This is a genomic window from Novosphingobium sp. KA1 (genome assembly GCF_017309955.1).
In the GTDB taxonomy this organism is placed as follows: domain Bacteria; phylum Pseudomonadota; class Alphaproteobacteria; order Sphingomonadales; family Sphingomonadaceae; genus Novosphingobium.
In genome coordinates, this window is the sequence record NZ_CP021247.1 from 1265001 (window position 1) to 1284640 (window position 19640).

At 66.5% G+C, this 19640-nt stretch carries 22 protein-coding genes and 1 tRNA gene (1 of these 23 only partly in view); 9 read left to right on the top strand and 14 right to left on the bottom strand.

Annotation, left to right across the window (positions count from 1 at the left end; genetic code table 11):
• From CA833_RS06305 to CA833_RS06330, 6 genes are all read right to left on the bottom strand, one after another.
• A protein-coding gene (locus CA833_RS06305; RefSeq protein WP_207079561.1) for a TonB-dependent receptor crosses the window boundary here: on the bottom strand, positions 1-1446 show its 5' portion. Its footprint begins 1110 nt before the window's first position; the window shows 1446 of its 2556 coding nt (coding positions 1-1446); it begins with the start codon at positions 1444-1446; the stop codon falls past the left edge of the window.
• A 120-nt stretch (positions 1447-1566) separates the two neighbouring features.
• Positions 1567-1779, bottom strand: a complete 213-nt coding sequence (locus CA833_RS06310; protein ID WP_142636718.1) for a YezD family protein — start codon at positions 1777-1779, stop codon at positions 1567-1569.
• Positions 1780-1946: 167 nt separating this feature from the next.
• Positions 1947-2387, bottom strand: coding sequence for an Rrf2 family transcriptional regulator (locus CA833_RS06315; RefSeq protein ID WP_142636716.1), 441 nt, complete (start codon positions 2385-2387; stop codon positions 1947-1949).
• Positions 2388-2521: 134 nt separating this feature from the next.
• The gene (locus CA833_RS06320) at positions 2522-3010 is read right to left on the bottom strand and encodes a hypothetical protein (protein WP_207079562.1); all 489 of its coding nucleotides are present in this window, start codon (positions 3008-3010) and stop codon (positions 2522-2524) included.
• 12 nt (positions 3011-3022) lie between these two features.
• Positions 3023-3808 carry an SDR family oxidoreductase gene (locus CA833_RS06325; protein ID WP_207079563.1) on the bottom strand — a complete coding sequence of 262 codons (786 nt, stop codon included), beginning with the start codon at positions 3806-3808 and terminating at the stop codon, positions 3023-3025.
• A gap of 60 nt (positions 3809-3868) precedes the next feature.
• Positions 3869-4696: an alpha/beta fold hydrolase gene (locus CA833_RS06330; RefSeq protein WP_142636710.1), complete on the bottom strand. Its 828-nt coding sequence runs from the start codon at positions 4694-4696 to the stop codon at positions 3869-3871.
• A 208-nt stretch (positions 4697-4904) separates the two neighbouring features.
• Between CA833_RS06330 and CA833_RS06335 the strand changes: the two genes are divergently transcribed.
• A complete protein-coding gene (locus tag CA833_RS06335; protein WP_242526299.1) occupies positions 4905-5855 on the top strand; it encodes a GlxA family transcriptional regulator in 951 nt (316 codons plus the stop codon).
• Between the two features lie 49 nt (positions 5856-5904).
• Here the strand turns inward: CA833_RS06335 and CA833_RS06340 are convergent.
• Positions 5905-5981 (bottom strand) — tRNA-Arg (locus tag CA833_RS06340).
• Between the two features lie 136 nt (positions 5982-6117).
• On the opposite strand from CA833_RS06340, the gene CA833_RS06345 reads away from it, so the two are divergent.
• From CA833_RS06345 to CA833_RS06380, 8 genes are all read left to right on the top strand, one after another.
• The gene (locus CA833_RS06345; RefSeq protein WP_207079564.1) at positions 6118-6681 is read left to right on the top strand and encodes a hypothetical protein; all 564 of its coding nucleotides are present in this window, start codon (positions 6118-6120) and stop codon (positions 6679-6681) included.
• Positions 6682-6710: 29 nt separating this feature from the next.
• Positions 6711-7256 (top strand): MmcB family DNA repair protein, encoded by a 546-nt coding sequence (locus CA833_RS06350; protein ID WP_207079565.1) that lies wholly within the window; start codon positions 6711-6713, stop codon positions 7254-7256.
• A 315-nt stretch (positions 7257-7571) separates the two neighbouring features.
• On the top strand, positions 7572-9140 hold the full coding sequence (locus CA833_RS06355) for a DEAD/DEAH box helicase (protein ID WP_207079566.1): 1569 nt from the start codon (positions 7572-7574) through the stop codon (positions 9138-9140).
• 102 nt (positions 9141-9242) lie between these two features.
• The gene (locus CA833_RS06360) at positions 9243-10499 is read left to right on the top strand and encodes a murein hydrolase activator EnvC (protein ID WP_242526300.1); all 1257 of its coding nucleotides are present in this window, start codon (positions 9243-9245) and stop codon (positions 10497-10499) included.
• Between the two features lie 184 nt (positions 10500-10683).
• The gene (locus CA833_RS06365; protein WP_185928639.1) at positions 10684-12081 is read left to right on the top strand and encodes a S41 family peptidase; all 1398 of its coding nucleotides are present in this window, start codon (positions 10684-10686) and stop codon (positions 12079-12081) included.
• 9 nt (positions 12082-12090) lie between these two features.
• The gene (locus CA833_RS06370) at positions 12091-12597 is read left to right on the top strand and encodes a disulfide bond formation protein B (RefSeq protein ID WP_207079567.1); all 507 of its coding nucleotides are present in this window, start codon (positions 12091-12093) and stop codon (positions 12595-12597) included.
• A 4-nt stretch (positions 12598-12601) separates the two neighbouring features.
• Positions 12602-13114, top strand: coding sequence for a demethoxyubiquinone hydroxylase family protein (locus CA833_RS06375; protein ID WP_142636699.1), 513 nt, complete (start codon positions 12602-12604; stop codon positions 13112-13114).
• Positions 13115-13241: 127 nt separating this feature from the next.
• Positions 13242-13832, top strand: a complete 591-nt coding sequence (locus CA833_RS06380) for a hypothetical protein (protein WP_207079568.1) — start codon at positions 13242-13244, stop codon at positions 13830-13832.
• Between the two features lie 72 nt (positions 13833-13904).
• On the opposite strand, the gene fabI is transcribed toward CA833_RS06380, so the two are convergent.
• From fabI to gpmA, 7 genes are all read right to left on the bottom strand, one after another.
• Entirely contained in the window at positions 13905-14708 is an 804-nt protein-coding gene (gene fabI / locus CA833_RS06385) for an enoyl-ACP reductase FabI (protein WP_142636695.1), read from the bottom strand.
• Positions 14705-15595, bottom strand: a complete 891-nt coding sequence (locus CA833_RS06390) for a YihY/virulence factor BrkB family protein (protein WP_242526301.1) — start codon at positions 15593-15595, stop codon at positions 14705-14707. The genes fabI and CA833_RS06390 overlap by 4 nt, the downstream gene beginning before the upstream one ends.
• Positions 15596-15866: 271 nt before the next feature.
• Entirely contained in the window at positions 15867-16799 is a 933-nt protein-coding gene (locus tag CA833_RS06395) for a bifunctional riboflavin kinase/FAD synthetase (RefSeq protein WP_207079570.1), read from the bottom strand.
• A 12-nt stretch (positions 16800-16811) separates the two neighbouring features.
• A complete protein-coding gene (locus CA833_RS06400) occupies positions 16812-17297 on the bottom strand; it encodes a dihydrofolate reductase (protein WP_207079571.1) in 486 nt (161 codons plus the stop codon).
• A gap of 8 nt (positions 17298-17305) precedes the next feature.
• The gene (locus tag CA833_RS06405; RefSeq protein WP_207079572.1) at positions 17306-18370 is read right to left on the bottom strand and encodes a 5-(carboxyamino)imidazole ribonucleotide synthase; all 1065 of its coding nucleotides are present in this window, start codon (positions 18368-18370) and stop codon (positions 17306-17308) included.
• 19 nt (positions 18371-18389) lie between these two features.
• A complete protein-coding gene (gene purE, locus CA833_RS06410; protein ID WP_142636689.1) occupies positions 18390-18875 on the bottom strand; it encodes a 5-(carboxyamino)imidazole ribonucleotide mutase in 486 nt (161 codons plus the stop codon).
• Between the two features lies 1 nt (position 18876).
• On the bottom strand, positions 18877-19563 hold the full coding sequence (gpmA, locus tag CA833_RS06415) for a 2,3-diphosphoglycerate-dependent phosphoglycerate mutase (protein WP_207079573.1): 687 nt from the start codon (positions 19561-19563) through the stop codon (positions 18877-18879).
• Between the last annotated feature and the right edge of the window lie 77 nt (positions 19564-19640).

Consider the following 19640-nt stretch of genomic DNA (forward strand, 5'->3'; position numbering starts at 1 on the left):
CAGCGCGGCGCTGGTGTTCTTGAGATACTGGCTGTTGTAGGCGACCAGGCCGTCGAGAACCGGAGGGTCGCAGGCCAGCTTGTTCGACGTGGTAGGTCCGCAGCCCGAGGAGCCCGGCGGGACCTGTGCGACGGTCCCCGGATTGATGTTCCAGCGGCTGGCCGCCGAGCCTTGCGATTCGGTGCCCTGCGTGTCGATCCGCTGATAGAAGCCGAAGGCGCCGACCACGAAATCGAAGTGCTTGCCGCTATAGTTGTATCGCAGCTCCTGCGTGTACTGGTCCTGCTGCGAGGGATTCTGCGAGAGCGCGACGATCGGCAGGCCGGTGAAATCGCGGTCGTTCGAGGGATCCCAGTCCCAGAAGCGCCAGGCACTGATCGAGGTCAGCGTGCCGGCCCCGAGGTCCCACTTCACCCGCACCGAAGCGCCGCCGATCTTGTTCTTCGCCTTGAGCGGCGTGTCGAGATCGGTGAGGCGATCGAACGGGTTGGTGCTGACCGGCGTATAGCCGAGCGCGGCGGCGAGCGCCGGGAACTGGCGATTGGCGGCGCGCTGGGTCGGGCCGTAACCGACATAGACCGAGCCGCAGCAATTGGCGTCCTGCGTGCTGTAGTCCCCCGCCAGCGTGATCGACAGCGCATCGGCGGGTTTCCAGAGCAGCTGGCCGCGCAGGCCGATATTGTCCTGGCTCTGGATCCACTGGCTGGTCGTCACGTTGTAGATCGTGCCGCGGCGATCGGTGGTCGAGGCCGCGAGGCGGATCGCCACGGTATCGGACAGCGGGCCGGAGACGGCAACCTTGGCCTGCTTGAAGTTGTAGTTGCCGATCGACACCTCGGCCTTGCCCTGGAAGTCGAACGTCGGCTGGTTGGTGGTGATGTTGATGGCGCCGGCGGTGGTGTTCTTGCCGTAAAGCGTCCCCTGCGGGCCGCGCAGCACTTCGATCTGGGAAACGTCGAGGAAGTCGAACGTGGCCGAGGCGACACGCGCGTTGTAGACATCGTCGATATAGATGCCCACGCCCTGCTCGATGCCGTCGTTGGTGAGACCGAACGGCACGCCGAGGCCGCGGATGTTGACCGCCGTGTTGCGCGGGTTCGACGAATAGAACTGGAGCGTCGGCGTCAACTGCTGGAGACGGCCGACGTTGAAGGCCCCGGTGGAATCGAGATGCTCGCCGCCAACCACCGAGATTGCCAGCGGCACGCTCTGGCTCGATTCCTGTCGGCGGCGCGCCGTGACGAGAATCTCGCCGCCACGATCGTGCGCGCCGGTGCCGACCGATGTGGGCGATTCCTGCTCGGCTTCGCCAGTGGTTTCGACATTGGCGGCGGCCGTTGGCGCCGCCGTTTCGCTGGCCAGCGCGGGTGTCGCGACCAGCAGCGTGAACGTCAGGCAGGCAAGCGGAAGCGGAGCCGGTAGCGGCCCGCTGAATTGGCGTCTCATGAAATCCCCCTTGATGAGTCGTATGGCTTGGGGCCTTACATCCGGGGGTCCGGTCTGTTTGGCTGACTTGGCTTGATCAGATCTTGGCCGATAACCGGGATTCGGCGCGGCAGCGCACGCTTAAGAAGCGAAGCGCTTGCGTTCCGTTATGTCGAGCTGGACCAGCTTGCCGTCGTGGACGGTCATCTGGATCACGCCGTAACGCATCCGGTCGAGAGCCTCGGCAACCACCTGCAACGGCGCCACCTTGGGCTGTGCGCCATCACGGTCTCGCGCGACGTCTCTGGCCAGGTGCAATCCCGATCGCTGGGTATCCGTTGACGGTTGAGCCATTGCGAATCTTCCTCCGAGCGCGGCTTTTCCTGGCCGCCGACCCATGCATATTCTCAACTTAAAAAGTAGACAATAGGCAAAGGCGGAAGGTTCTCATTTTCGCGCCCAAGCAAAATCTATTTACGCCGAAGCGATACCTGCACTGCACGGCAGGCAGAAGGGCGCGGTCAGGCCTCTTCGTCGGCCTGCGCGGGGACCAGTTCGATCTTGTCGGAAAGCCGGACGCCGTCGAGCAGGTCGGCGGTGCGGTCCCGTACTTCCAGCATCAGTGCCCGGGTTCGACAGTCACCTTCCTCGAGGCAGTTCTTGCACTTCTCGTGCGCGAACCGGCTGGCGCAGGGCACCAGCGCCAGCGATCCGCGCATGATGCGGATGAGATCGCCGTAGGTGATGTCGATCGGCGGCACCGCCAGCCAGTAGCCACCATCCTTGCCGCGCTGGGAATCGACGATGCCGAAACGGGTGAGTTCCGAAAGGATCGTCGTCAGGAACTTGGCAGGGATATTCTGCGCCTCGGCGATCTGCGCCAGTTGGACAGGGCCTTGTCCGAAGTTGTCGGCAAGGTGCTGCATGGCACGGATGGCATAGCGGGTTTTCTGCGAAAGCACCCTGTTCTCATGCCGCAAGGCCGGGCGCCTCTCAAGGTGGCCAAGGGTATGATTCGGGCTTTCTTCCCCTGCAAGGTTGGGAATTCGGTGGAAAGCTGCCTCCGCGCCCGTCGGAAGGTCCGCGCGGCGTGTTTTCAGCCCTGCGTCGCCGCGCGAAGCGCACACCGGCCCAGGCCGATCATGCCCCCCAGCACCGCCACTTGCACCGCAAGGAACGGCAGCTCGGTTCCCGAGGGTGCCAGCGCATGAAGCGCGGGCACCTTGAGGAAGGCCTGGGTCACGAAGGCCAGCAGGTTGAGATAAAGCGCGGCACTGGCCGAAACCGCATAGACCGCCCCCGCCCTGCCCCTCACCCGATAGCCGTAAAAGGCAACAAGAGCCCCGATCAGCACCGGGACAGAGACCACCCCGGTCAGGAAGGCCGGGGTCGCCCCGTGAAAGGGAAAAAGGAAGCCGGTGAGTGTCGTCGCCACCGTCGTCATCAGGAACAGGCCGGAGAGCCCGGCAAGGATGCGCCGTCCGGCGGCGAAAGCCACCATGACCACACCCCCGCTCGCGATCGCGACCAGGCTGATCGCGACATGGAGCAGGGTGAACTGGGCGATGGAAAGACCAAGGGTCATGTGCCTGCCTCCTCAGCTTGCGGCGCCGACGCCGTAGCGCGCGGCGGGCCGGGCCAGCGAGAGATTCGGCCGCAGCGCCGTGCGGGCGGCGACATAGGCCTCGTACTGCGCCATGTCAGGCAATGCGGGAATCGTCACAGTCTCGCCCATGTCGAGCCCGGCGAGCGCGGCATCGACCATGTCGCCCGCCTCCATGACCATGTGCGCGGGCAAGTGCGCCATCGCCTCCTCGGTCCAGATCGCGGTACGGGTGATGCCCGGCAGCACCGCCTGCACGCGCACGCCCTTGGGGCCAAGTTCGGCCGCCAGCGCCTCGCTGAAGGCGAGGACATAGGCCTTGGTGGCAGGATAGACCGCGGTGAACGCTTCCGGCATCAGCGCGGTGACCGAAGTGACGTTCACGATCGTTCCTGCCCCCCGCTCCGCCAGCCGCGGGGCGATGGCCGCCGACAGGCGTGTGACCGCAAGGATGTTGAGGTCGATCATGCCCGAGAGGTAATCGGCATCGGCCCCCAGGATCGATCCTTCGTTGGCAATCCCCGCGTTGTTGACGAGGCCGACGATCGCCGCGTCGTCCCGCAGCCGTTGTTCCACGTGCAACACGTCTTCCGCCTTGGCGAGATCGGCGCCGATCACTTCCACCGAGACGCCGGTTTCCGCCTCCAGCCGGGCTGCGAGTTCGGCCAGCTTGCCCTTGCGGCGCGCAACAAGGATCAGGTCGTGGCCGCGGCGGGCCAGGCGATCGGCATAGAGCGCGCCGATTCCGTCGGACGCACCGGTGACAAGATAGGTCTTCATGGCATGGCTCCTTCTGGGAGAAAGCCCGGCGATCATCGCGGCCGCCGGATGGTCCGGGGTTCAGTTGCGAATGAAATCGAGAAGATCGCCGTTGAAGCGGTCCGCCTCGATCTGGGTAAGACCATGGCTGCTGCCCTCGTATACCTTGAGAACGGCCTGCTTGACGATCTTGACCGTTTCCAGGGCGGCGGCACCGATCGGCACGATCTGGTCGTCGTCTCCATGCAGGACCAGCGTGGGCACGTCGAACTTCATGAGGTCGGCATGGAAGTCGCTTTCCGAGAAGGCCCGGATCGAGTCGAGCTGGCCCTTGAGGCCGCCCATCATCCCCTCGCGCCAGAATTCCCGGCGCACCCCCTCGGAGATCTGCGCGCCCTCGCGGTTGTAGCCATAGAAGGGGATGGTGAGATCATGGAAGAACCGGCTACGATCCTCGTAAGTGCCCTTACGGATCGCGTCGAAGACAGCGATCGGCAAGCCGCCGGGATGGGCCTCGGTCCGGAGCATGAGCGGCGGCACCGCGCCGATCAGCGCGACCTTGGCCACGCGTGCCGTGCCGTGGCGGCCGATATAGCGGGTCACTTCTCCGCCGCCGGTCGAATGGCCGACAAGGATGACGTCATGAAGGTCCAGCGTCTCGATCAGCTGAGCCAGGTCGTCGGCATACTGGTCCATGGTATTGTCGTTCCAGACCTGGTCCGAGCGGCCATGGCTGCGGCGGTCGTGCGCGATCGTGCGGAAACCCTGCTCGGCGAAAAACACCATCTGCGCGTCCCAGGCATCGGCGGACAGCGGCCAGCCGTGCGAGAAGACGATCGGCCGGGCGTTCCTGTCGCCCCAGTCCTTGTAGAAGATGCGGGTTCCGTCCCTGGTGGTGATCGTGGTCATCGTCTATCTCCTTTTCCCGGAAGAGCGCCCCTTGCGCGCCCTCTTTGCCTTGGGTGAGACAGGAGATACGCTGCCGCTCCGAGACCCGGGATTGTCGCAGGCGACATTGAGCAGGCCGATTCCGACATTCGATCTGGATGGAGTGGGCGCGACGATGAAACCGACAGCTTCGACACGGTCAGGGTCCGGGGGACATGAAGTGGGCCTGATGCTCTACCCGGGGTGCCAGACCGCCATGGTCCACGGCATCACCGACCTCTTTGCCATCGCCTCGCACTTCTCCGTCCGCAATGGCGGCCTGGCCTTGCGCGTCAGCCACTGGGCGCAAGGCGAAGACGGCACCTTCCACCGCTGCCACGACACCGCCCCCGCCCAGCCGGGCGAACCGGCCGTCCTGATCGTGCCCGGCCGCCTCTCCGGTCCAGCGGGCCGCGACGAGGCGGCGCCTTATGCGCGCTGGCTACTCGATCGCCATGCGCGCGGCACCACCCTCGCCTCGACCTGCGGCGGCGCTTTCATCCTCGCGGCCACCGGATTGCTCGACGGACGCCCCGCCACCACCCACTGGCTTTTCGCGCAGGATCTGCAGGAGCGGTTTCCCGAGGTGCAGGTCGATTCGGACCGCATCGTCATCGAGGACGGCGACCTCATCACCGCCGGCGGACTGATGGCCTGGACGGACCTCGGCCTGCGGCTAGTGGACCGCCTGCTTGGCCCCACTGTCACCATCGAGACCGCCAAGTTCCTGCTGATCGACCCGGCCGGGCGCGAACAGCGGCACTATTCCAGTTTCGCCCCGCGCCTCACCCACGGCGACGAGGCGATCCTGAAGCTCCAGCACTGGCTGCAGGCACGCGCCGGCCGCGCCACCACGCTCGCCGAAATGGCACTTCAGGCCGGGCTCGAGGAGCGCACCCTGCAACGCCGCTTCAAGGCTGCCACCGGCCTCAAACCGAGCGAGTACGTGCAGCACCTCAGGATCGGCAAGGCGCGCGAACTGCTGGAATTCACCCGCCGCCCGATCGACCAGATCGCCTGGTCGGTCGGCTACGAGGACACCACCGCGTTTCGCCGCAGCTTCCACCGCGTGCTGGGCCTGACGCCGGGCGACTACCGCGCCCGCTTCCACAGCGGGGCCGAACTGGCGGTAGCAGCCTGAGCCACCAACCTGAAGCGACCGGGAACAACCGTCGACGATTTAGGAGAAATGGCGCACCCGACAGGATTCGAACCTGTGGCCTCTGCCTTCGGAGGGCAGCGCTCTATCCAGCTGAGCTACGGGTGCAGTGCCGGGGCGACTAGCAGAGCATGAGCCGCCTTGCCAGAGACAAATATCGCTATCGCCCCGCAGTCCACCGGAAAATGTGATGCGGATGCCGGGTTAGCAAATTCGCAACCGCCTCTGGGCTATCGATTCGCCCATGGACGCAACCGGTTTTCCCTCGGACAATGACTGGACGACAGCCGACGGCTGGGTCGTGACCGATATCGTCAATCCCCATCATCGCCCCAATGGCAATGGCACGGTTGGCGACTGCGCCCACGGCGGCGCTGACAACTGCGCTAACGACTACATCGCCTCCTGGCCGCAGCCCTCGCAGGCGGCCGCGCCCACGGCCATGGGATCGATCGCCATCAAGTGGGCCGCCCTCCACCAGGCCGCACAGGTCGTCGCCGCGATCGCCGGAACCGATGACCACAACACCGGCCTCGAAGTCCGCGCCTTTCCCGCGATCATCCGGGAAGTCGGCGGCTGGCAATGCCGTCTTGCCGAACAGGGCATCGACGACCTCACCGCAATCATGGAACCCGGCCTCTGTGCCCTGCTCTGCGCGCTTGACCGCGGGGCCGAACCGCACGCCGCGGCGCGCTCGCTCTGGGAAGAATTCATAACCGCACGCGATGCCGTGGTCGCGCTGGTTCCGAGCGAATCGCTTCCTCTGACCGAACATTCCCTCGGCGAATCACGCCGCCTGGCAGGTTGAAAGTTCCCATTATGTTCCTATGATGCGGCATGGCCGACATCGATTCTCCCTTTTCGCCAATCAATCCGGTTCCGAGCAGTCCGATTCCGAGCAGTCCGATTTCGAGCACGCCAGCGTCGATCACCGCCCTGGACGTCGCCCGCGGGGTTGGACGGCTGTTTGCACGCAATGACATCTGGTGCCTGCCGGAGATGCCGCTGCGCTGTGGACGGCGGGCGGACCTGATGGGTGTCGATGCCAAAGGCCACGTCATCATCGTCGAGATCAAGGTGAGCCGGGCCGACCTGCTGGGTGACGGCAAGTGGACCGACTATCTGGACTATTGCGACCGGTTCTACTGGGCCCTGCCGCCCACGCTGGACCGCGCACCGCTGGAATCCGACGCATTTCTGCCCGAACGCTGCGGCGTGATCGCGGCCGACGGCTACGATGCCGAGATCCTGCGGCCCGCCCCGCTGCACCAGCTGGCCGCCGCTCGCCGCAAGGTGGAAACCGAACGCCTCGCCCGCGCCGCCTTGCGGCGGCTGGTCACCCAGGGCGATCCGCAGACCCTGCAATGGGGCAAGGAAGGATAAGATCTTCGCGAATCCACAGGAGCACGTCGAGGCGAATCAGCGATTTGCGCCAGACCGCATTCCCCGAAAACGCAATTTTCTTGCGTTTTCCCCAGCCCTGTCCTAAATGCACACCAAGCAACCGGCGTGTGGGCTCCATTTCCCACCGCAATCCGAGAGCAGCGTGAGGTTTCCGGCGTCCATCGCCAGAACCGGCCCGGACGAGCGGTTGCCCCTGAACCAGCTTCCTTCTTCACGCAGGGTCGCCCGAAACGACACCTAGCTCCGCGCGCCCCTTTCTGTCGGCGCGCCCGGGCTGCTTGTGAAAGTGACTTGATGTCCTATTTCTCCGAACTTGGTCTGGCCGAGCCGATTCTCCGTGCGCTCACCGCCAAGGGCTACACCGATCCCTCGCCGATCCAGCGCCAGTCGATTCCGGCACTGCTCGAAGGCCGTGACCTGCTTGGCATCGCCCAGACCGGCACCGGCAAGACCGCCGCTTTCTCGCTGCCGTCGCTGCACCGGCTCGCGGGTGATCCCAAGCCGCGCCAGAACGCCGGCTGCCGGATGCTCGTGCTGTCGCCGACCCGCGAACTCGCGGCCCAGATCGCCGAGAACATGCGCGGCTACGCCAAGTTCCTGAACCTCTCGGTCCAGTGCATCTTCGGCGGCGTGCCCGCCGGCAAGCAGGCGCGCGCGCTCGAACGCGGGACCGATATCCTTGTCGCCACCCCCGGTCGCCTGCTCGACCTCATCGACAGCCGCGCGCTGACGCTGCGCCATGTCGAGATCTTTGTGCTCGACGAAGCCGACCAGATGATGGACCTCGGCTTCATCCAGCCGCTCAAGCGCGTCGCCGCGCTGCTGCCCAAGTCGCGCCAGAGCCTGTTCTTCTCGGCCACGATGCCGCAGGCGATCGCCGAACTCGGCCGCCAGTTCATCAATGATCCGGTACGCGTCGAAGTGGCGCCGCAGTCGACCACGGCCGAACGTGTCGAACAGTACGCCACCTTCATCAACCAGGCCGAAAAGCAGGCATTGCTGACGCTCAGCCTGCGCGCCGGCCTTGCCGAAGACGCCGCCGAGAAGGCCGAACACGGCGCCATCGACCGTGCGCTGGTGTTCACCCGCACCAAGCACGGCGCTGACCGCGTGGTCCGCCACCTCGTCGCTGCCGGCATCCCGGCCGCCGCGATCCACGGCAACAAGAGCCAGGCCCAGCGCACCGCCGCGCTCGGCGGCTTCCGGCAGGGCACGATCCGCATCCTCGTGGCGACCGACATCGCCGCACGCGGCATCGACGTCTCGGGCGTGAGCCATGTCTATAACTTCGAAATCCCGAACGTGGCCGAACAGTACGTCCACCGCATCGGCCGCACCGCGCGTGCGGGTGCCGACGGTGTCGCGGTCAGCTACGTCGCGCCGGACGAGAAGCCCTATATCCGCGACATCGAGAAGCTGACCCGCGTCAAGCTGACCACGCTCGGCCTGCCCGAAGACTTCCAGAAGCAGGCCTCGCGCCTGCCCGCGCCTGCCCGCAGCGCGCCTTCCGCGCCGCAGGGCAATGGCCGCAGCGGCGGTCAGGGTGGCCGCGGCAACGGCCGCGGCAATGGCGGCAACCGCAGCCAGCAGCCGCGTGGCGAGCGCCGCGACGGTGACACCCGTCGTGACGGTCAGCGCAGTGAAGGCCAGCGCGATGGCGGCCATCGCCATGACGGGCGCCATGACGGCCGCCGTGACGAGCGCCGCCGCGACGATCGTCCGCGCCAGGACGCTCCGCGCGGTGCCCATCATGGCGAACGCCGCGAAGGCGGCGAGGAACAGGGTGAGCGCAAGCGCAACTTCCGTCCGCGCGGCCCCAAGAGCGTCGGCTCGCACAAGGGCGCCGTTCGCCGCACCGGCTGAACTGATGCAAGAAGGGTCGCCGAGCGAGTTGCGGAGCCAGTTTCCTCCGGTTCTTGCTCCGCCCCCTTCCCGCCGGACTCGCGCTGATCTAGTCAGACGCGCGTGAGCCCGAAAAAACGCACGATCCTGGCAGCATCCACCGCTCTTGCGGCGGGTGCTGTCGTGCTTTTCGGGCTGCTTGCCGGTTCCGGACTCAGCCAGACCGGCGCCTTCGCCGTGCTCGACCCCGCGGTTGACGCCACCCGGACCCAACAGGAGATGATCGCCGCCCGCCAGGACGGCGAACGCGCCCGCCGGCGCGCCGAATTGCTCGAACGCAAGGCCCGGGGCGTTACCGAGCAGGCCGAAAAGACCGCCCGCGATGCCGCGGCGCTGGCCGCCCGCATCCAGGAAACCGAAGCCGGGATCACGGCCCAGCAAGCAAAGATCCAGCTGCTCGGCTTCCAGCGGACCGCCCTGCGCGAGCGGCTGGCGCGGCGCCAGGCCCCGCTCGTGCGGCTGACCGGCTCACTCCAGCGCCTCACCCGCCGCCCGCCGGTGCTGGCGATGTTCCGCCCCGGCTCGCTGCAGGACGCGGTCTATATGCGCGCCCTGCTCGACACGATGCTGCCCGAAGTGCAGCGCCGCACCGCCGGCCTGCGCGCCGAGATCGAACGCGGCCGCGCGCTCGAACGGCAGGCGCGGGCGGCACGCAGCGAACTGGCCGCCTCGCAGGTGCAGATGAAGGATCAGCGCAATCGCCTCGCGGTGCTGGAGACCCGCCAGCGCCTCGCCGGACGGCAGGCCAGCGGCATTGCCGCGCGCGAGAGCGAACATGCCCTGGCGCTGGCCGAAAAGGCCCGCGACCTGTCCGACCTGGTCGACGCGGTGGGCAGGCAGGGCGCGCTGCGCGCGCAGCTTTCCGCCCTGCCCGGCCCGGTCATGCGCCCCGACCGGCCCGAATCCGCCAGGGTGATCGAGGCCACGCGGTTCGACGCCCCGCCCGAAGGCCTGCCCAGCTACATCCTGCCGGTCGCCGGACGGCTGGTCACCGGCTTCGGCGAAGTGCTGCCGGGACAAAGCCCCGCCCGCGGATTGTCGCTCGCCACCCGCGGCAATGCCCAGATCGTGGCACCGGCGCCGGGGCGGATCGCCTATGCGGGGGCCTACAACGGCTACGGCCGGATCGTCATCATCGAGCACGACGGCGGCTGGACCTCGCTGGTCACCGGCCTTGCCCGGCTCGACGTGGCGGTGGGCGACAGCGTCGTCACCGGCGCGCCGCTTGGCGAGACCGGCCCCGGCGATCCGCGTGTGCAGGTGGAACTGCGCCGCGGCGGCACCCCGGTGAACCCGCTGCAATATGTGCGCTCGCTCTGACCCGCCGGAGCCCCCTTGCGCGAATCGCCCTAAACATGCGCGGACAGATGTCCCCGCTGGCAATTGCCGCAGCGCCCCGATAGTATGCACGGCTGACTGACACGTGCGATGCGACAGTCGACGACCACGGTCCCTGCCGGATGCGATTCACGAGAGGCGACCCAGCCGGATGAAATATAGCCCGATGAAGTTTGGCCCTACCAAGTTCGTTTCCCTTCTCCGCGCGACCCTGCTGGTTTCCGCCGTCGCCGTCCTGCCCGCCGCCACCTCCGGCCTTGCCGCCGTCGACAGCAATGCGGGCCGCGAATTCCAGAAGCTCTTCACCATCTACGAGCTGATCAAGGCCAACTACGTCGACCCGGTGGACGACAACAAGCTGCTCAAGGGGGCGATCGACGGCATGCTCGCCAGCCTCGACCCCCATTCGAACTATCTCGACGGCCCCGCCAAGCAGCGGCTCGAGACGATGATCGACGGCAATTACACCGGCCTCGGGCTGTCCGTGGTCGAGGATGACGGCGCCGTGAAGGTGGTCTCGCCGTTCAAGGGCAGCCCGGCCGACAAGGCGGGGATCAAGGCGGGTGACTACATCACCCATCTCGACGGCGTGCTCTATTACGAGCGCGATCTCGACGAGGCGGTCGAGAAGATGCGCGGCCCCGCCGGCACCTCGATCAAGCTGACGATCTTCCGCCCCGGCCGCACCGAACCGTTCGACGTGACGGTGGCACGCGGCGTCATCGAGCTTGAACCCGTGACCTGGGAACTCAAGGACGACGTCGGCGTCATCTCGGTCAACGAATTCTCGCGCGATGTCGGCAACTTCGTGAACAAGGGCATTGCCGACCTCAAGATGCAGGCGGCCAGGAAGGGGACCAGGCTGGACGGCCTCGTGCTCGACTTGCGCTCCAATCCGGGCGGTTCGCTCGACGAGGCGGTAGCGCTGTCGGACCTGTTCCTCGACCATGGCACGATCGTCTCGCAGCGCGGCCGCATCGCCAGCGAGAACCAGTATTACCGCGCCGAAACCGTGTTCAAGGGCGATGTCGTCAAGGGCATGCCGCTGGTCGTGCTGGTCGATGCGGGCTCGGCCTCGGCCTCCGAGATCGTCGCCGGCGCGCTGCAGGACCTGCACCGCGCGGTGATCATGGGCGACCGCACCTTCGGCAAGGGATCGGTGCAGTCCTACATCCCGCTCGACAAGAACAGTGCGGTCAAGCTCACCACCGCGCGCTACTTCACGCCCTCGGGCCACTCGGTGCAGGAAGGTGGCATCCTGCCGGACATCAAGGTGCCGCAGCTGTCCGACCCCGACGCCCGCGCCAGGGCCGAGCGGGCCGTGCGCGAATCCGATCTGCGCAGCCACCTCATCAACGAGGCGTCGATCGACGACAAGGAACTCGAGACCGACAAGGCGGACGATCCGCGCTTCAAGGTCAGCGCCGAGGAACTCAAGAAGCGCGGCGTCACCGACTTCCAGCTCAGCTACGCGATCGACACGCTGCGCCGCACCGCCGGCAAGCCCGCGCTGGCCACCGCCGCCACTCCGGCAACCCCCGGCTCCGTCGCCCGCAAGGACTGAAGACCAGACATGACCGTATCCGTCGCAGCCTCCCTGCCCGGCACCTCCCTGCGCAGTGCCCGCCTGCTTGCGCTGGCAATTCCGGTGATCGCCCTCGGCGGTGCCTACATCAGCCAGTACGGCTTCGGCCTGCACCCTTGCGAGATGTGCTGGTGGCAGCGCTACGGCCAGATGTTCGCACTGCCCTTTGCCCTGCTCGCGTTCTTCTGGCGGCCGGTGCGCCCGCTGGTGGCCGTGGCAGCCCTCGGCATCCTCAGTTCGGGCCTCATCGGCGGATTCCACGCCGGCGTCGAATACGGCTGGTGGAGCGGGTTCACCGCCTGCACCTCCAGCACCTTCGCGCCGGGCGTCAACCCGATGGACGCGATCATGGCCGCCCCGCTGATCCGCTGCGACGTCGCCCCCTGGACGCTGGGCGGGGTGTCGCTGGCCGGTTTCAACTTCCTGCTCTCCACGCTGGGCGCGCTCACGATCTTTACGCTTCTCGGCCGCAGCGCCCCGGCCGCAAAAGGCTGACGTCATGACTTCGAAGACCGACCGCATGATCCGTGTCGACCACGCCGGCGAATATGGCGCGGTGCGTATCTATGCCGGGCAGATGGCGGTGATGGGTGCCCGTGCGCCGCATTCGACCGAGATCGCCGGCATGGCCGAGCAGGAAGCCGAGCACAAGGCGCGCTTCGACCGCCTGATCGCCGAGCGCGGGGTGCGCCCCACCCTGTTGCAGCCGGTCTGGTCGGTTGCCGGTTTCGCGCTGGGCGCGGCCACCGCGCTGATCGGCCCGGAAGCCGCCATGGCCTGCACCGCCGCGATCGAGACCGAGATCGACCGCCACTACACCGAACAGCTCGAAGATCTGGGTGACGAAGACCCGGAACTCGGCGAAGTGATCGCGCAGTTCCGCGACGAGGAACGCGAACACCGCGATGCCGCGCTGGCGGCGGGGGCCGAGCGTGCGCCCGCCTATCCGCTGCTGTTCCACGCCATCCGCCTGGGCTGCAAGGCAGCCATCAAGCTCTCGGAAAGGATCTGATTTTCCAGCGCTGCTTGAAGCCCTTGTTGATACAGGCCATGGTACGGCGGCACGCTTAAGCTACCGTTCAAGGGTCGCCGCCCCTATATCCGGGCTGCGACATACTCTCTGACTGGAGCAATTTTCGATGACGCGCCTCCTGACCTCCGCCGCCACGCTGGCCACCGCAATCGGGCTCGGCCTTGTCCTGGGCGCCGCGCCAGCCTCGGCGCAGGAAGCCTCCGCCGGTGACGAGAAGGTCAACCAGCTGATCATCTACGGCGACGATCCCTGCCCGGTCTCCTCCGACCACGAGATCACGGTCTGCGCACGCAAGGCCGAATCGGAGCGTTACCGCATTCCCGAACCGCTGCGCGGCATCGATTCGCCCAAGTCCGATGCCTGGACCAACAAGGTGCAGGCTTATGAAACCGTTGGCGCTTTCGGCAACATGAGCTGCTCGCCGGTCGGCCCTGGCGGCGCTTCGGGCTGCACCCAGAAACTGATCGACAAGGCTTATGCGGAAAAGGCCAACGGCACCGACGTCAAGTTCGGCGAACTGATCGCCGCGGAACGCCAGAAGCGCCTCTCGACCATCGACGCCACCGCCGCCGACGAGCAGAAGCGCGTCGAGGAAGCCGAAAAGGCCTACTTCGAGCAGCAGCGCCGCCAGCAGGCCCAGGCCGATGCCGCCGCCGACGCGGCCAAGACCGACACCCCGCTGCCCCGGCCCAAGTAATCGGCAGCTGCCCCCAAATGAAAAGGGCCGGAAGGATCGCTCCTTCCGGCCCTTTTCATGCCCGGATCGCGCTCAGCTCAGCGCGATGTCCGGCGCGTCTTCCTGCTTCATGCCGACGAGGTGATAACCCGAATCGACATGGTGGACTTCGCCGGTCACGCCCGCGGACAGCTCCGAGAGGAAGTAGAGGGCCGAACCGCCGACATCCTCGATCGTGGTGTTGCGGCGCAGCGGCGAGTTGAGCTCGTTCCACTTGAGGATGTAGCGGAAGTCGCCGATGCCGCTAGCGGCCAGCGTCTTCACCGGACCTGCCGAGATGGCGTTGACGCGGATGTTCTGCGGGCCAAGGTCATTGGCGAGATACTTCACCGAGGTTTCCAGCGCCGCCTTGGCAACGCCCATGACGTTGTAGTGCGGCACGACCTTCTCGGCGCCGTAATACGTCAGCGTCAGGATCGAGCCACCCTCGCGCATCATCGGCTCCGCGCGCTTGGTGACGGCAACCAGGCTGTAAGCCGAGATGTTCATCGTCATCAGGAAGTTGTCGAGACTGGTATCGACATACTTGCCGCGCAGTTCGTTCTTGTCCGAGAAGCCGATGGCGTGGACGACGAAGTCGATCGTCTCCCAGCGGGCCTTCAGCGTCTCGAACGCGGCGTCGAGCGCCGCCATGTCCGAAACGTCGCAATCGATGAGGAAATCGCTGCCGAGGCTTTCCGCCAACGGCTTCACGCGCTTGGCCAGCGCATCACCCTGATAGGAGAAAGCCAGCTCGGCGCCCTGTTCGTGCAGTTTCTTCGCGATGCCCCAGGCCAGGGACTTGTCATTGGCAAGGCCCATGATCAGGCCGCGTTTTCCCTGCATCAGACCGGTCATTCGTGTTCTTCCTGTGCTTCGTTGTTCTCGGCGGCCCTGTCCAGGATTCCGCCGTTGCCGCCCTTTTGCCCCGCGAGCATCTCCTGCTCCTCGCGACTGACGGTGAGGGCCGCGTTGAGTTCGGCGCCCGCAACCATCCCTAGTCCGACAAACCAGAAAAAGAAAAGCGCGATCATCACTCCGGCCAGACTTCCGTAAGTCAGATCGTAAGCGATGAAATTGCGCAACACTCTGGGCAGGACCCAGGCGGTAGTGAGCCACCACAGGACCACCAATAGCGCTCCCGGCCATTTCGGGAAGCCCTTCCCTTGGTATTGGGAGGGCGTGAGCAGGTAAAACAGCGCATAAAGCGAACCGAACAGCGTGCCCGCGGTCACCCCCCGCGACAGGGCCAGCTGGTAATCGAAACGCCCGAGGCCGGGAAACAGGTCGAGCAGCATGTCCTCGATCAGCGAAATCAGCACTTGCGAGGACAAAGAAAGCAACATCAGCAGCACCGCACCGAAGATCACGCCGCTGGACACCAGCCGGTTGCGCCAGAACCCCCGCTTCTTGGTAATGCCGTAGGCGCGGTAGAGAATATCGCGGATCGTCTCGATCAGGCTGGTCGCGGTCCATACCCCCAGCGCGCCGCCGACCCAGAGCAGCCAGCCGTGCCGCGCCCGCACCGCATCGTGCGCAACCGGGGCGAGTGCCTCGCGCACGCGCAGCGGCAGCGCCGCCAGCAGTGCCGAAATCGAACGATCGAGCTGACCCTGCTCGCCCAGTGCCGAATAGATCGCGGCAACCGCGATGCAGAAGGGAAACAGCGCGACGATGGTCATGTAGGCAAGGTTGCCGGCGTGGATGAACCCGTCCTCCCAGGTCCCCTCGATCACCCGGCGCATGATGACGAACGGGCGCGCGGTCAGGTTGGGACGCGGGAAACGCGGACCACGCCCTTCGCGCCAGAGCAAGGCAGCCCGCCGTCGCGCTTCCGGTGTTGTCGGGAACGTCTCGCGGGACGTCATTGGAGACGTCTCGGGGGACGTCATTGGAGACGTCACGGAAATCGCCGTCGGGGGCGGGTTCGGCGGATCGACCTGCACCGCATCGAGATAGTCGTTCGAGCCGGGTTATTCAAATCCGATAAGGATTTGCGCCGCGACCCGCGCGTTCTCAGGCCCGATCGGCGAGCAGTTCGCGGGCCCTGTCGCAGTCGAGCGCCATCTGCGCCTTGAGCGCCTCGATGGAATCGAACTTGGCTTCGCCGCGCAGATAGTGGTGGAAGGCCACCTCGATTTCCTGCTCGTAGAGATCGCCGGAAAAATCGAAGAAATGCGGCTCCAGCAGTTCCTTGGGCGGATCGAAGGTCGGGCGGATGCCCATGTTCGCGGCGCCGATCACCGTGCGGCCGCCGGGCAGATGGCCGGTGATGGCATAAATGCCGTAACGCGGGCGCAAGTAGTTCGCCATGTCGAGATTGGCGGTCGGGAATCCGATCACCCGGCCGCGCTTGTCGCCATGCTGGACATGGCCGCGAATGGCAAAGGGCCGTGTCAGCAGGCGCGCGGCGGTTTCGCAGTCACCCGCCTGCAGCGCCTCGCGAATGCGGCTGGACGAGACCGGCAGGCCGCCGTCGAGTACCGCGCCGACCGCACGCGCGGCGATTCCGAACGTGCCGCCGACGTCCTCGAGCACGCCGGGATTGCCGCTACGCGCCTTGCCGAAGGTGAAATCGTCGCCGGTGACGACACCGGCAACGCCAAGCTGCCCGGCAAGGATCTGCTCGATCCACTGCTCGGCATGCATGCCGGCCATGGCGCCGTCGAAATGGAACACCAGCATGGCGTCCGCGCCCGCTTCGCCGAAGAGTTCCTGCCGCTGGTCCAGCGTGGTCAGGCGAAACGGTTCGGCCTCGGGCTGGAAATGGCGCACCGGATGCGGATCGAACGTGGCGACGATCGCCTTGCGGCCTTCGGCGCGCGCCCAGCGGATCGCCTCGCCGACAACGGCCTGATGGCCGAGGTGGAATCCGTCAAAATTGCCCAGCGCCAGCACGGCGCCGCGCATGTCTTCGGGAAAGGGCTCACGGTTGTCGAGGCGAATCATGTCGTTTCGGGCCTATAAGTCGCGCTCGAGCGTCACGAAAGCATGGGCGGGGCGGTTACCGTCCGCCCTATGCTCTTCGCGCGCGATCTCGCGCCATTCGCTGCCGGGACGGGGCATGAAGGTATCGCCTTCATAGTCCCCGTGGATCTCGGTCAGTTCGATGCGGTTCGCCAGGCCTGCAAAGAGGCCGTAGATTTCCGCGCCGCCGATCACCGCGACCTCGCCCTCGCCTGCCAGTTCCAGCGCTGCGTCGACGCTATGGGCAACTTCGGCGCCTTCAGCCTGCCATGCTTCATCGCGCGTCAGCACGATGTGACGGCGGCCGGGCAGCGGCGAAGGGAAGCTGTCGAAGGTCTTGCGGCCCATGATCATGGGTTTTCCCATCGTCAGCGCCTTGAACCGCCTGAGGTCAGCCGGCAGGTGCCAGGGCAGAGCCCCGTCGCGCCCGATCGTGCCGTTTGCGGCGCGCGCATAGACAAGGAAGATGTCTTGAGCCAAGTCGCCGTTCAGTCCTGCGAGAAGGAGAGGCGCGTCACGTGCCCCATCTTGCGGCCGGGGCGCGCCGCACCCTTGCCGTAGAGGTGGAGGTGATTGGCGGGATCGGCCAGGATCGCCGGCCAGGCATCGGCCTCGTCGCCGATCAGGTTGCGCATTTCGACCGCGTCGGCTGCCAGCGCGGTGCTGCCCAGCGGCAGCCCGCAGATCGCGCGCACGTGGTTCTCGAACTGCGAGGTCACCGCGCCCTCGATGGTCCAGTGCCCCGAATTGTGCACGCGGGGCGCCATCTCGTTGAACACCGGGCCGTTTGCGGTGGCGAAGAATTCGAGCGTGAGCACACCGACGTAGCCCAGCGCCTCGGCCACTTTCGCGGCCAGTGCGCGGGCGGCGGGAACCTGTTCCAGAATCGCGGCTGGCGCCGGAACAGTGCTTACCGAAAGGATACCGCTCTCGTGGACGTTCTCGGCCGAATCGAAATAGCGGATGTCGCCATCGGCGCCCCGGCACAGGATCACCGAGAATTCGGCAAAGAAGGTGACGAAGCCTTCGTAGATCAGCGCCTGGGCCGGAAGCTCGAGGCCTTCGGCATCTTCCGGCGTCATGATCCGCCACTGGCCCTTGCCATCGTAGCCGTCGCGCCGGGTCTTGAGGATGCCGGGGGTGCCGATCTCGGCCATCGCCGCGGCCAGATCAGCGGCATTGTCGACCGCAAAGAACGGGGCAGGCGTGCCGCCAAGCTCGGTGACGAAGCGCTTCTCGTTCAGCCGGTCCTGCGCGGTTTCCAGTGCGAGGGGCCCCGCCAGCAGCGGAGTCGCCCCCAGCGCCGCCAGTGGGGCGACCGGCACGTTCTCGAACTCGTACGTGACGACGGCGCAGTCGGCGGCGAACTTCGCCATCGCCTCGCCATCGTCCCAGGCAGCGCAAGTGAAGGCCGCGCTGACTTCGGCGGCGATCGAATCGGCCTCAGGCGCATAGATATGGCAGCGGTAGCCCAGCTGCGCTGCCGCCATCGCGATCATCCGGCCAAGCTGGCCGCCGCCGAGAATGCCGATGGTTTCGCCGGGGGGAATCATGACGCCGTTACTCGATCTATCAGGAAGGACGGATTGCCACGCTGTCGGTCTGCGCGGCCCGGAAAGCCTTGAGCCGCTGCGCCAGCGCCTCGTCGGTGGTGGCCAGGATCGCGGCGGCCAGCAAACCGGCGTTGGCCGCCCCCGCTTCGCCGATGGCCAGCGTGCCGACCGGAATGCCGGCCGGCATCTGCACGATCGAGAGCAGGCTGTCCTGCCCCGACAGCGCCTTGGACTGCACCGGCACGCCCAGCACCGGCAAGTGCGTGAGCGCGGCGACCATGCCCGGCAGATGCGCGGCGCCGCCGGCACCGGCGATCACCACCTTGAAGCCTTCGTCGGCCGCGCCCTTGGCGAAATCCACCATGCGCTCGGGCGTGCGGTGGGCGGAGACGATGCGGGCGTCATAGGCGACGCCCAGCTTGTCGAGCATCTCGGCAGCCTTGCCCATGGTCGGCCAGTCGGACTGGCTGCCCATGATGATGGCGACCGGCACCACGGCGCTCATCTCAACGCTCCGAGAGATAATAGCGGTCGAGAACCGCGAGATCGTCCGACAGCTCGTAGACGATCGGCTGGCCGGTCGGGATTTCCAGACCGGTGATCTCGTCGTCCGAGATGTTGGAGAGATGCTTCACCAGCGCGCGCAGCGAATTTCCGTGGGCCGAGACCAGCACGTCGGCACCGGCCTTGAGGTGCGGCACGATCGAGCCTTCGTAATACGGCAGGACGCGTGCGATGGTGTCCTTGAGGCTTTCGGTCTGCGGCACGTCGATCCCGGCGTAGCGTGCGTCGGTCGAGAGATCGAACTCGCTGCCCTTTTCCAGCACCGGCGGCGGCGTGTCGAAGCTGCGGCGCCAGATCTTCACCTGGTCCTCGCCGTGCTTGGCAGCGGTCTCCGCCTTGTTGAGGCCGGTAAGGCCGCCATAGTGACGCTCGTTGAGGCGCCAGTCCTTGGTCTCGGGAATCCACAGCAGCCCGGCCGCTTCCAGCGCCAGGTGCAGGGTGCGGATCGCCCGGGTCTGCAGCGAGGTGAAAGCAACGGTGGGGGCAATGCCCTTTTCCTTGAGCAGCGCGCCGGCGGCGCGGGCTTCGTCCTCGCCGAGCGGGGTCAGGTCGACATCCCACCAGCCGGTGAAGCGGTTTTCAAGGTTCCATTGGCTCTGGCCGTGGCGGACGAGGATCAGGCGAGGCAAAGCATACTCCCGGGTCTCATCGGCGCTCCGGCGGGGAACGCCTCTTGGCAGACTGACGATATGTCTGGGCGCAGCCC